The 13,450-nt window shown below is 42.6% G+C and carries 11 protein-coding genes and 1 riboswitch; of the genes, 2 read left to right on the forward strand and 9 right to left on the reverse strand.

Features of this window, described 5'->3' with window-relative positions:
* Window positions 1-440: 440 nt before the first annotated feature.
* From FNK51_RS05550 to FNK51_RS05575, 6 genes are all read right to left on the reverse strand, one after another.
* Window positions 441-803, reverse strand: coding sequence for a P-II family nitrogen regulator (locus tag FNK51_RS05550; protein WP_098370452.1), 363 nt, complete (start codon window positions 801-803; stop codon window positions 441-443).
* A gap of 13 nt (window positions 804-816) precedes the next feature.
* Window positions 817-2,031 carry an ammonium transporter gene (locus FNK51_RS05555; protein WP_141992691.1) on the reverse strand — a complete coding sequence of 405 codons (1,215 nt, stop codon included), beginning with the start codon at window positions 2,029-2,031 and terminating at the stop codon, window positions 817-819.
* Window positions 2,032-2,335: 304 nt separating this feature from the next.
* Window positions 2,336-2,539: a YbdD/YjiX family protein gene (locus FNK51_RS05560; RefSeq protein WP_098370450.1), complete on the reverse strand. Its 204-nt coding sequence runs from the start codon at window positions 2,537-2,539 to the stop codon at window positions 2,336-2,338.
* A 13-nt stretch (window positions 2,540-2,552) separates the two neighbouring features.
* Window positions 2,553-4,607 carry a carbon starvation CstA family protein gene (locus FNK51_RS05565; protein ID WP_141992692.1) on the reverse strand — a complete coding sequence of 685 codons (2,055 nt, stop codon included), beginning with the start codon at window positions 4,605-4,607 and terminating at the stop codon, window positions 2,553-2,555.
* Between the two features lie 379 nt (window positions 4,608-4,986).
* Window positions 4,987-6,747, reverse strand: coding sequence for an ABC transporter ATP-binding protein (locus FNK51_RS05570; protein WP_141992764.1), 1,761 nt, complete (start codon window positions 6,745-6,747; stop codon window positions 4,987-4,989).
* Between the two features lie 4 nt (window positions 6,748-6,751).
* On the reverse strand, window positions 6,752-8,500 hold the full coding sequence (locus tag FNK51_RS05575; RefSeq protein WP_141992693.1) for an ABC transporter ATP-binding protein: 1,749 nt from the start codon (window positions 8,498-8,500) through the stop codon (window positions 6,752-6,754).
* Window positions 8,501-8,950: 450 nt separating this feature from the next.
* On the opposite strand from FNK51_RS05575, the gene FNK51_RS05580 reads away from it, so the two are divergent.
* Window positions 8,951-9,511 carry a nitroreductase family protein gene (locus tag FNK51_RS05580; RefSeq protein ID WP_141992694.1) on the forward strand — a complete coding sequence of 187 codons (561 nt, stop codon included), beginning with the start codon at window positions 8,951-8,953 and terminating at the stop codon, window positions 9,509-9,511.
* 426 nt (window positions 9,512-9,937) lie between these two features.
* On the opposite strand, the gene FNK51_RS27090 is transcribed toward FNK51_RS05580, so the two are convergent.
* The 3 genes from FNK51_RS27090 to queF all read right to left on the reverse strand — a co-directional run bounded on the left by FNK51_RS27090 (window position 9,938) and on the right by queF (window position 12,282).
* Window positions 9,938-10,069 carry a hypothetical protein gene (locus FNK51_RS27090; protein ID WP_286178581.1) on the reverse strand — a complete coding sequence of 44 codons (132 nt, stop codon included), beginning with the start codon at window positions 10,067-10,069 and terminating at the stop codon, window positions 9,938-9,940.
* Between the two features lie 162 nt (window positions 10,070-10,231).
* A complete protein-coding gene (locus tag FNK51_RS05585; RefSeq protein WP_141992695.1) occupies window positions 10,232-11,578 on the reverse strand; it encodes an aspartate kinase in 1,347 nt (448 codons plus the stop codon).
* 203 nt (window positions 11,579-11,781) lie between these two features.
* Entirely contained in the window at window positions 11,782-12,282 is a 501-nt protein-coding gene (gene queF / locus FNK51_RS05590; protein ID WP_061461394.1) for a preQ(1) synthase, read from the reverse strand.
* A gap of 104 nt (window positions 12,283-12,386) precedes the next feature.
* Window positions 12,387-12,432: riboswitch (PreQ1 riboswitch) on the reverse strand.
* A 130-nt stretch (window positions 12,433-12,562) separates the two neighbouring features.
* Here queF and FNK51_RS05595 point away from each other — a divergent pair.
* Complete coding sequence (locus FNK51_RS05595; protein WP_260398002.1) at window positions 12,563-13,420, forward strand: DMT family transporter; 858 nt, start codon at window positions 12,563-12,565, stop codon at window positions 13,418-13,420.
* Window positions 13,421-13,450: the final 30 nt, after the last annotated feature.

A 13,450-nucleotide genomic window follows, 5' to 3' on the forward strand; every position in this document is an offset into this window, starting at 1 on the left:
AGCGAAAAACGTCAAAAAAAGCAAAAAAATCGTATTTAAATTTATATCCTTATTCATTATAGTTGGAAAGCTCCCCGATTTCCATGGGGGATTCTAGAAAAAGGTTTCCTTATGACTAACATTTAAACTCCACAGCCGAGGTTGGGCATCAAACGCATAAAGAAGCCGCTCTCCCTATATTGGATAGCGGCCGAAAGGTTATTTTTTAAAACGGGGATTTTGAAACGAGGATTTTATTCGAAGGGATAATATCTCTTCTAAGTTTTTCAGTGGCAATTCCAATAAAAAGGGTCGGTCATCAGGTTGATATACATCCTCTGAAATGAGCGTATTAACGATCTTCTGTTTTTTCGCATTAACAATTCGGACCAGTCTCCCCATTTTCAGCTCCCTTTCCTTAATCTACTGTATCCGGCACATTCGCCGAATTAATCACAGCATCAGATGTCATTCTTTAACGCATCATGACCTTCTTTTCCGGTCCGGATATTCACAACATTCGCCAATTCATACGTGAAGATTTTACCGTCACCAGGCTTACCGGTACTCAAGAATTTCCTTGCTACATCCACAACGTCCTGAACTGGCACCTCACACACAACGATTTCGATTTTCATTCGGTCATGCAATGACATTTCACGATTTCTTCCTCTATATGTTTCCACATAACTTTTCTGAAGACCCGTTCCTTTTACTTCCGATACTGTCATTCCGCTTACCCCAATTTTTGCAAGTTCCGCTTTAAATTGTTCAAACTTGATAGGACGTGTAATGATTTCTATTTTCGTTAAAACTTCGGACATATGAGCCCCCCCTTTAAATTGATTCGTGATAAGCTTTTTCTCCATGAAGTGTAAGATCGAGCCCCATTGACTCATCTTCTTCACTGACACGCAAAGGCACGAAAAGGTTAATGACTTTCGCAACGATATAAGTGACCACGGCAACGAAAATATATGTCGCGACGATCGCTACAAGCTGCTTCCACAACAAGTTGAAATCACCATAGAATAAACCATTTGCACCGCTGTCGTTTACAGAAGTGGTCGCGAACAAACCTGTAGCGATGCCACCCCATGTCCCACCGATCCCATGTAATCCGAAAGCATCAAGTGCATCGTCGTAACCCAGTTTATTCTTCAGGAAGAAAACGCCCCAGAAACAAACGGCACCGCCGACGACCCCGATAATCATTGATGATGCAGGCGTTACGAATCCGCAAGCAGGTGTAATGGCTACCAAGCCAGAAATAGCTCCTGATACTGCACCCAGCAATGTTGCCTTTTTATTAGCCATATACTCAACGATCAGCCAGCCAATGATACCAGCTGCTGCTGCAACAGCTGTATTAACAAATACATTCATCGCCACTTCATTGATTGTCAGTGCGCTCCCGACGTTGAAGCCATACCAACCGAACCAAATTAATGAACCGCCGAGGAATGTTAAAGGAAGATTATGCGGTGCACTGTCACCCGACTCTTTCCTTTTACCTAACATGATCGCTAAAACCAGACCCGCAACCCCTGAAGAAATGTGAACGACGTTGCCACCTGCAAAGTCAAGTGCACCCAGTTCCGCTAACCAACCGCCTCCCCATACCCAGTGTGCAACGGGAGCGTATACGAATAAGGACCAAAGGATCGTAAAAATCAGGAATGCTGAAAACTTCATCCGCTCGGCAATGCCACCTGCAATGATCGAGACTGTTAACACGGCAAAAGTCATTTGGAATAACATGAACAAACTATGAGGAATTGTTTCGCTGTATGGTCCTGGTGCAAAACCTACATCCTTTAAACCAACCCAGTCAAGACCGCCCAGAAATGTATTACCAGGTGAAAATGATAATGAATATCCAATCAGCACCCAAAGAATCGAAATGACAGCCAGTGGCATATAACTATGCATTGCCGTATTCAGGACATTTTTACTTTTTACCATCCCTCCATAAAATAGGGCAATCCCTGGTGTCATTAGCCAAACCATCATCGTCGCCAAAAACATGAATACCGAATCCGCCATTTGCATACTGTTTTTTCCCCCTTATTTTTGTATATGTTATGTTTATTAACACTTAAATGTTATGTTTTTTATCATATACTTAATTTTCTAAAAATTCAACTTAATTTTTATTTTCCATAAAAATATGTAAGGTTATATAACATCAATATGAATAAAGAATCAGAAAATATGGTTTTTTTCGTTTTGAAAATACTTTTCACCACTTTCACGACTCCATTCCCATTACATTCCCCCTCTACTTATGTCCCGTTCTAAAAAAATCCCATTAAAAAAAGGGCCCTCCTATTGAGGACCCTTTTAAAAAATATCATTAACAGCAACGAGACACTTTCCCACCCTTTGCGTTATACCGCTCATCCTGGGCTTCACAGAAAAATTCTTTCCTGGTTTTCACAGGATCTTCAGGATGATGCATTCTCATATGTGCCACATAAGTATCATAACTCGGCACGCCGACTAGCAAACTGACGAATTGCTTTCTGTAGCTGAGAATTTTAATTAATCTTTTCAACATTGCCTTCCCTCCCTTATGACGACCTTGATACATAAGGTGTTTCATGTAAATCTATTTTCTGGTTCTTCAAGACTTTTATCCATAACCGAATTGCAGAAATCAGAACCGTGATCACAACGATCATGAAGATGGCACATAGGGCAGCATCGACATAATCATTGACGATAACCCGTTTCATCTCGGCAAGGTTAGCTGCCGGAGCAAGAATTTCCCCATGATCATAGGCCTCTTTAAACTTATCCTTATGTGCTAAAAAGCCAATAGCCGGGTTTTCGTGGAACAGCTTTTGCCACCCAGCCGTCATGGTCACTATCAACAAGAATGTAGTAGGTACAAGAGTGACCCATGTGTACGCTTTTTTGCCCATTTTGAAAAGGACCGTAGTCCCAAGCAGCAACGCAATGGCGGAAAGCATTTGATTCGCAATTCCAAACAATGGCCAAAGGGTGTTGATTCCACCAAGAGGATCAATGACCCCTTGATAAAGGAAGTACCCCCAACCGATTACACAAATGGCAGTCGCAATAATATTGGGCAGCCATTTATTCGTTTCGGCAAAAGGTTTGTAAAAGGTCCCGATGATATCCTGTATCATAAAACGCCCTACCCTGGTTCCAGCATCAATGGTGGTCAATATGAACAATGCCTCGAACAGGATCGCGAAATGATACCAGAACGCCATCAGGGACGCTCCGCCAATCACTTGCGAGAAGATATGGGCCATGCCGATAGCAAAGGTTGGAGCTCCTCCAGTACGGGATATAATGGTCTCTTCCCCAACATCGTCGGCAAGGCCGGTAATCATCTCAGGTGTCAAAATGAAACCCCAATCGGATATCGTAGCAGCCACTTGAGCTGGCTCTGTTCCCACAACGGCACCCGGGCTATTAATGGCAAAATAGATACCAGGAGTCAGTACACAAGCTGCTATCATCGCCATGATGGCTACAAAGGATTCAGTCAACATCGCCCCGTATCCGATTGGACGCGAATGGGATTCGCGTTCGATCATTTTAGGAGTTGTACCTGAAGAAACGAGTGCATGGAAACCTGATACCGCCCCACAAGCGATCGTAATGAACAGGAATGGGAATAAGTTCCCGGAAAATACGGGTCCTGTTCCATCGATGAATTGAGTGACAGCAGGCATTTCAAGGCTCGGCATGACAATAAAGATACCAAGTGAAAGTCCGATGATCGTACCGATTTTCAAGAATGTACTTAAGTAATCACGCGGTGCCAATAACATCCATACAGGCAAAACAGAGGCAACGAATCCGTATACAATCAACATGATGGCAATCGTTTCCCCACTGAATGTGAACATTGGCGCCAATGTAGCGCTCTCTGATACAAAGCGACCGAAATATAACGCGAGCATCAATAGTATGATTCCGATAATCGATCCTTCGCCAACCCGTCCCGGCCTTATATAGCGCATGTAAATGCCCATAAGCACAGCGATCGGTATGGTCGAGGCAATCGTGAACATCCCCCACGGACTTCCGACGAGCGCCTTTACGACAACCAGGGCAAGTACCGCTAATAAAATGATCATGATACCCAGGATACCGATCATCGCTATCAAGCCTGTAATCGGTCCAATTTCCTCCTTGATCATCTCTCCCAATGATTTGCCGTTACGGCGCATCGAACCGAAGAGAATGATGAAATCCTGTACGGCACCAGCCAATACAACCCCGACTACAAGCCATAGTGTCCCTGGCAAATATCCCATCTGCGCTGCAAGGATGGGACCAACAAGAGGGCCAGCTCCGGCAATCGCTGCAAAATGGTGGCCAAACAACACCCATTTGTTTGTAGGAACATAATCTTTCCCATCATTATTCGCTTCCGATGGAGTCTGGCGATTGTCATCTAGCTCAAACACTTTCCGTGCAATGAATTTACTATAAAAGCGGTATGCAATTGAATAAACACAGAGTGCCGCAGTGACAATCCACATGGCATTGATGCTTTCCCCCCGGTTTAGCGCGACGAAACCAAAACTCACCGCACCCAACGCAGATATGATCCCCCAAAGAATGACTGACTTAAGCGCTTTCATTTTTTTCCATCTCCTCTCTATTGAACTGGTGTGCAACTATAAAAAACCTCATTTATAAGGGGCCAGGGCTATATTCCTCCCCTAACCCATTAAATTTAAAGAATTTTATATATATTCTGAATTATATGTTACCATAAGGTTTTTTAGCAATAGCAAATTGGTCAATTTGTAAAGTATTTTCCATTATTTTGTCGATAATTCCCTCCGTTCCCACCAAGATGGAATTGGTGATTTTCACGCTTTAAAAAAACGCATTTGGTGAAAAATCCACATTTTTGAAGGTGCATCTTTAAATGAATGGAAGGCAATCCCCAAGTTTAAAGTCGTTATAATGGGACCAACACAAAAAATGTGCGCCCTGACGGCACACATTCTTTCTTCATCCAATCTGGTTTCCCCTTAATGAACTGCGAAATAGTTCGTAATAAAAACCTCTCTGCCGCAACAATTCTTCATGGGATCCCTTTTCAATGATCCTTCCTTCATCAAGTACAAGGATTTGATCACTTTGCTGAATTGTATTCAATCTGTGGGCAATGACAAAACTTGTCCTTCCCTCCATCAAACGGTGTAAAGCCTCCTGGATTTTAAGCTCTGTAATCGTATCTATACTACTTGTCGCTTCATCCAAAATCAAGAGAACGGGATCGGCTAAAATAGCCCTGGCAATCGATAATAGCTGGCGCTGTCCCTGGCTTATTCCACTGCCATCCTGATTCAAGATGGTATCATACCGATCCGGCAGTTTCATGATAAAGGAATGGGCATTGGCAAGCTTGGCTGCATTCACCACTTCTTCATCTTCGGCATCCAGTCGACCGTAGCGGATATTTTCACGAATCGTACCTTGAAACAAAAAAGAATCCTGTAAAACGAAGCCCATATGCTTACGGAGACTGGACCTCGTCACCTGTTGGATATCCTGGCCATCAATCAATATCCGGCCGCTGTTCGGCTCGTAAAAACGGGCAAGAAGATTAATGATCGTAGTCTTACCTGCCCCAGTGGGACCTACAAGCGCGATGGTCTCCCCTTTTTCCGCACGGAAATCAACATCATATATCGTTTGCTCCTCATCATTATACGAAAAGGAAACACCCTCAAATTCCACATCACCACGGACATCACGAAGTTCAGAGGCCTGTTTCTCATCCACTTCCTCTTCTTTTTCATCAAGTATGGTGAAAACCCGCTCCGCACCGGCAACAGCTGAGAGAAGTGTATTGAATTGGTTAGCCAGGTCATTGAGTGGACGGGTGAATTGCCTTGAATACTCGGTGAAAATGACAATGACCCCGATGGAAACCGTCCCTATGCCACTCAGCGCCAAAAACCCGCCTACAGCGGCTATTACCGTGAAGCTTAAGTTGTTCAGTAAATTCATCAATTTCGGAATCAGCCCAGAGTATGATTGTGATAGGAAACCAGCTTTCTTTAAGTTTTCACTCCGGATGACAAAATCTCGGATCACTTTATCTTCCTGTGAAAAAGCCTTTACGATCCGTTGTCCGGAAATCGTTTCTTCTATAAACCCATTCAGTTCTCCAAGATTCTTCTGCTGTTCTTTAAACAGTTTTCCCGTCCGGTTCGTTATCCACCTCAGCCCAAAGAACATAAGAGGAACGATTAATAATGTTAAAACAGTTAATAAAGGGCTCAAATACAGCATAACTCCGATTGTCCCGACCAGTGTCAGCACACTGGAAAAAATCTGGATGACTGAACTATTCAAAGTGGAACTGACATTTTCTATATCATTCGTGACCCTACTCATCAATTCCCCATGCTGACGCCGGTCAAAAAAGGGAATGGACAATTGGTGAAGCTTTTTGAACAATTGATTGCGCATTGCATAAACCGTATCCTGCGCGATTCCGATCATCCAATAATTCTGAAGCCACATGGATAAGGAATAGAATATATAGACCCCGAGAAGTCCGAAAAGAAGGCTGATCAGCCCCCCGCTATCTCTTGTGACAATATAATCATCAATGGCCATCCCAACAAGAAAAGGGCCAAACAATCCCAAAACCGAGCTTATCAGTACCATGAAAAGGACACAATATAGCAGGCTTTTATTCGTTGCTAAGTAGGGAATGATCCTCTTTATCGTATTCCAGGAGTTGACCGGTTTAGTCATTGTCTTATCGGGAGATATTCTTCGACTCAAGAGAAATCCCCTCCTCCCCAAACTGTGAGTGAACGATTTTTCGATAAAGATCGCTTGTTTGCATCAAATCCTGATGTTTCCCCAGCGCAAGCACTTGACCACTTTCCAGCAACAATATTTTGTCCGCCTCCATGGCTGTACTGATTTTTTGTGTAATGATGAGCGTTGTGCATGTATAGTCCTTTAAAGCGGCAAGCAATTTACTTTCCGTTTTCAAATCCAGCGCACTAGTACTATCATCCAGAAGGAGAATCTTTGGTCTGCGCACCAATGCTCTTGCGATCGATAAGCGCTGTTTTTGCCCTCCGGAAAGATTCACACCTTTTTGCCCTAACTTTGTCTCATATTGTTTCGGAAGTTTCATTACGGTCTCATGCACCTGAGCATGCATGGCCGCTGTCACGATTTCCTCCATCGAGGCATCTTCTTTTCCCCAAGCGACATTATTTTTTATTGTTCCTGAAAAAAGCAGGGCCTCTTGCGGTACATAGCCGATCCTTTTCCGCAGCGAATTCAAGGGAATATCCTTCACATCCTGTTCATCAATTCGAATGGAGCCGCTTTCAACTTCGTATAATCTCGGAATCAGCTGAAACAGTGATGTTTTCCCTGATCCTGTCGCTCCTATGATGGCAAGCGATTCTCCCGGATCGATGGAGAAGCTCAAGTTTTTCAATATCGGGGTATCGGTTCCAGGATAGCGGAAAGATACATCCAGAAACTTGATGCCTCCCCCATCGAAGGCCCCACTCTTGCTTTCCGCCTTGCCTTCATCAATATCTATCGGGGTTTCAAATATTTCCGTCACACGTTCCGCTGAAGCCTTCGCACGGGAAATGACCATGATCAACCATGAAAAAACGGAAAGGGATGCCGCAATCCTCGTGGCATAGTTGACAATCGCCACAACCTCCCCTACCTGTATATCTCCCGTTGTTATAAATTCGCTTCCAAGCCAGAGAATGATCAGAATCGCCACATTCATGACAAGCATCAGCACAGGCATCGTCGTTTCAATTAAACGAAGGGAAGTCACAGTCTTTCTTTTCAACTCTTCATTCGCATCGTCAAATCGGCCGATTTCATGCTCCTTACGCAGAAAAGCTTTGATCAAGCGCATGCCTATCAGGCTCTCCCTCATGACGCCATTGACATTATCGAGTTTATTCTGTACGAGCTTAAACAGCTTGGCCGCTCGTTTCATCACCCATCTAAGGAAGAAGACAAGAACCGGAATTGAAATGACCAAAACAAGGGATAGTTTCAAATCGACCGTAATAGCCATTATCGCCCCGCCGATTACAATCAATGGCGCCCTTGCCATGATACGCAGGCCCATAAAAACCGTATTTTGAAGTTGGGTCACATCATTCGTCATCCTTGTTATCAACGAGGAAGTAGGGATATTATTCAAATTCGCAAAAGAAAACGCCTGTATTTTACCAAAAAGGCTTTTCCTTACATCATGTCCAAAGCTTTGACTTACATGTGATGCCGTAAAGGAATTAACGATCCCGCCAAGGAATGAAAAAACGGAAAGCCCAACCATGACACTTCCCCATTTAATCACTACCGATAAATCTTTCTGCAAAATGCCATCATCAATTATTTTTGCTATAAATAGAGGTTGTAACAGCTCTACCCCTAGCTCGACAATCATTAAGGATAAAGCAAGAATAATCAAAAGCCAGTAGGGCTTAAGAAATGAGGACAAATTTTTCATCTATGACACCCTTCAATTCTTCATATGTATATACCATCTTTTCATCCTCTCATTATACATTTTTATACAGATTTTTTAAAAGATTTTAACTATTATATAGGATTGGTAAATATATTGAAATTTTTTTAATAAATACCCTTGACAAATTACAGGAAATAAGAGAAAATTCTAATTGATAATGATTTTCAATTTCATTATCGATCTCTGAAATTTGATAAGCAATTACGATATTCTCTTATCGTACCCTTTTGATATTGTACATAGCTACAATGTCGCCCCGGCTTCTCTGTGCCTAGTAAAATTATATGCTCATTAGCGAATGCAAGTCACTAGAATATTGCCCCCTCTTTATTCAAGTAATTTATTCACGTTGGAAGCATATTAGGCAGCCGGGGATTATTTTTTTTAAACTATTAAACTTACATATATGATTAAAGGAGCAGGATGATCATGAAACTAGAAGATATCATTAAAGAACGGCGCAGCATCAAACGATTTAAGGACATTCCTGTTCCTATTGATACCATCCAATCATTATTGGAAACTGCAACATGGGCACCGAACCATAAAATGACCCAACCATGGCGCTTCGTCGTGGTGCATGGTGATAGCCGTTTAAAACTCGCGGAAGCAACCAGTGCATTCATGGCAGGCAAAGAGAAGGACCCTGAAAAGAAAAAAGCGGCCGGTCAGCGAGGATATAATAAACTTATAGGTGTACCGATGTTTGTCGCGGTGATCATGGAAGAGAATCCGAATCCCATGACACGTGAAGAAGATTATGCGGCCACAAGTGCATTGATCCAGAATTTCAGCCTGCTTGCCTGGGAACAAGGAATTGGGATGATATGGGAAACATACGGCATGATACACAGCATGGAGTTTCGTGAAGCTTTAGGCGTGAAACCCGGCGAGAAGATCGTCGGCAGCCTTCACGTCGGCTATCCCGATATGATCCCCACTCCACGTCCAAGGAAAGAGATCGATCAACTCCTGACAATTATGGACTAACATAAAAGGAAAGCCTCCAATCTCCTATTAGAAGGCTCAGACTGTAGACAAACTCGATGAAAATCGAGTTTGTCTACAGTTTTTTTATGGCCTTTACAATTTGAACGTGGATTGTAACGTAGGGCATTCGCTTTCCGCGGGCGGTCCGGGAGCCTCCTCGGCTTACGCATGCGGTGTCTCCCCTAGACGAGCTTTTCCCGCAGGAGTCTCGCACCTTACACTTCAATCAACTTTGTTTTAAACATATAGATCTTATTCCTACAGTCTTTTTTGTATTATATAGAAGTATTAAACTTGAGGTGATAAGGATGCTTTCTAAACATGATTCTATTCAGCAAGATCAACTCGAAGTGATTACTTTAAATCAATTGGTCCAGTGAATCATTTGGCTCGTAAACTTGATGCTGCCATTGACACCTCTTTCATTTATGATTTGGTGAAAGATATGTATTCAGAGGTTGGACGCCCCTTTTTATCCGTTTCAAGAGCGTCAACTCCGTTCTCCTCCAATTGCTTTAGCCACTTGACAAATGGGTAATATTGAATTAAAACAGACACGCTGACCCTCTACAGCGCGTCTGTTAGCTTGGAATGATTATCCCCACACGGTCATTGCCACTTTCATAAAGAACCAGATGAAAAGTCCAGCCGTATGTATAGTGACTAAAAGATTACTAACAAAAAACCCCCTTCTAAAAGGAGGTCACTGAACTATTATTCTCAAAAGAACTCGTGATATAATGCCTGAATTGCCGTCTCTTCGTTATGCCCTTTCACACCGAACATCATGCTTACCTCCGAAGAGCCCTGGTTAATCATCTCAATATTCACCTTTGCTTCGGCCAAGGCTCTTGACGCTCTTGCCGTTGTACCGACATTATGGCGCATTCCTTCCCCTACAACCATGATCAAGGCAAGATCATGCTCCACATTCACTTCATCAGCATGAAGCTCTTTCTTGATCCGTGAAATGATTTTCTTCTCGGCTTCACCCTTCATCTGGTCCTGCCTTAGAATAAGCGTCACATCATCGATGCCTGATGGAATATGCTCATATGAAACTCCATAATCTTCGAGGATGTGCAGCAGTTTCCGGCCAAAACCAACTTCCCTGTTCATCAAATATTTGCTAATGTAAATGCTGCAAAATCCTTTATCACTTGCAATACCAATGACCGGCCCGTTCGTATTATCCCGTGTACTCACAATGCGGGTCCCTTGTGCCGCCGGATTGTTCGTATTCTGGATATGGACAGGTATTCCCGCACGGAATGCTGGAATCAGCGCCTCATCATGAAATACCGAGAAACCTGCATAAGAAAGCTCACGCATTTCACGATAAGTTAATTCCCGGATTCCCTTGGGATTGGAAACCACATTTGGATTCACTGCATAAACGGCATCCACGTCCGTAAAGTTCTCATACAAATCAGCTTTGACCCCATTCGCAAGAATCGAACCCGTAATATCGGAACCGCTTCTTGAGAAGGTTAAAACATCACCATCTAACGTATAACCGAAGAACCCTGGGAATACTACGATTCCAGGCTCATCACGCAGAGCATATAACCGATCATAAGACTCTGGCAGCACCTTGGTAAATCCACCTTCATCCGTTACGATCAAGCCAGCCTTCTTCGGATTTATATACTGCGCCTCTACCCCGCGGCTTTGGAAATAACCCGCGACCAGCTTCGCATTATTATCCTCGCCACTGGCCTTCAAGGCAGCCAAATAGCGCTTCGGGTTAGTCTGGTCTGCATGCAACAGTGACATTAAATTTTCATGGATCCCAGTGATGACACTCTCGGATATATCCAGTTCTTCAGCAATGCTCGCATAGCGGGATACGACATCTTCTATCAAATGCTCTCCGTTATCCCCGCGCAGCTGCTGTTCCGCAGCTTCAATCAATAAATCCGTCACCTTTATATCATCGGAATTGCGTTTCCCTGGAGCTGAAACAACTACAATTTTCCTCTCTGGATCAGAAACAACAATTTCGAACACCTTTCTCAACTGTTCACCTGACGCAAGTGAACTTCCACCAAACTTCGCAACTTTCATCTCGACATCCCCTATTTTCGTAAATATTCTGTCATAATTAGCTCTCCCTATTATTACGCTTTTTCTCGAAACAATCAAGTGAGAATTCCGTTATAGGAGGACATTTGTATTTTTAAAATGGACAAAGAGACAAGACCATTGATCGAGAATGGCTAAAAAACTAAAAAAGACAACGGGCATTTGCCCATTGTCTCTCCTATTCTTTAGCGATTATCCACGGTTTCCGGGTATAGGTCATGGTTCATCAAGCGGTAATCCGCCATTTCCTCATACTTCGTACCTGGTTTCCCATAATTCGTGTAAGGGTCGATGGAAATTCCGCCCCTAGGTGTAAACTTGCCCCAGACTTCAATATATTTAGGATCCATCAATTCGATTAAATCATTCATGATGATGTTCATGCAGTCTTCATGGAAATCACCGTGATTGCGGAAGCTGAATAAATAAAGTTTCAAAGACTTGCTTTCCACCATTTTCACACTTGGAATATAGCTGATGTAGATGGTCGCAAAGTCCGGCTGGCCCGTTATCGGACATAAGCTAGTGAATTCCGGGCAATTGAATTTGACGAAATAATCCCGGTTCGGATGCTTGTTATCGAATGACTCAAGGATTTCAGGCGCATAGTCGAATGTATATTTTGTTCCTTGATTCCCAAGCAGTGTGATATCTTTTTTTAATTCTTCTTCTTTTCTTCCAGACATTAAAAGTCCTCCTAATCCCACGTTTCAGGGAGATTCATAAAATGGGCCTCTATATAACAAAAACCATATCTCCTCAAAGATATGGTTGATTCGCGAAAAATATCAAAGCCATAGTTTTTTTAAGAGGGTGATGCTATGAACCTCTCCCGTTTATCGGGAAATATTTTAAAATTGTCATAGTAAATATAGAAAAAAATATCTAATCTGTCAATCATACTTTTTAAATTTGGTTTGATTCCTGCATGCATTCAGCTTAAAATGTAGAAGAAGTTTATCCTACATGAAGGAAGAGATTACGTCAATGTGGATTTTTGCAGCCCTCATCACTAGTTTATGTTTCGGAATCAATAACAGCATTTTTAAATGGAGTAGCGGAAAGGGTTACTCAAAAGTACATATCCAATTTTTCTTTTATTTTTCAGCTTTTATTTTGGCCATATTTTATGGAGTATTTGTGGATGGTTTACAGTTTAACTGGCTGTCCATCATGCTTGGTGGAGCCATTGGGGTACTGAACGCTAATGGTAATATCCAGATGGCAAGCGCCTTTGAAAAAGGGCCGGCAAGCTTGACATCCCCATTAATCGCAGCGAATGCAATATTCCCCATTCTCTGTGCAGCTTTAATTTTTCACGAACATATTTCTACTTTGCAGTGGACTGGAATCGTCTGCATGTTTCTTGCTACATTAGTCATTCAGTATACACCTAATGCTAAAGGTAACCATCAATATGTCCCTTGGATGATGCACACATTATTATCCATTTTATCTTTTGGTGTGCTCGGCATTCTTATGACGACATCAACACGTCTTCATTTAAATTCCCTTGATATCCTGGTATCAATGTATGGAGGCGGAACTCTTTATCTTCTTTCGGCTCTGGCCTTTAAAAAGGAAAAAATCAAGCTACAGGAAGTCAAAATCGGTTCCTTAGTAGGCCTTTTAAGCACTATAGGCTATGGATGTTATTTCTTTGCGTTGAACACCGGCATCGCAAGCATCATCTTCCCTGTCGTCAGCCTGAACTGTTTAGTTGTCGTATTCGCAGGATGTTATTTATTCAAGGAAAAACTAAAAAACTATCAAATTGCCGGCGTACTTGCAGCATTAATCGGCATTATCTTGACTAAAATATGAATTTAGTTCATTTACAAAAACGACCTGGCT

The sequence above is a fragment of the Bacillus sp. B4EP4a genome (assembly GCF_006680105.1).
Taxonomy (GTDB): domain Bacteria; phylum Bacillota; class Bacilli; order Bacillales; family DSM-1321; genus Peribacillus; species Peribacillus simplex_E.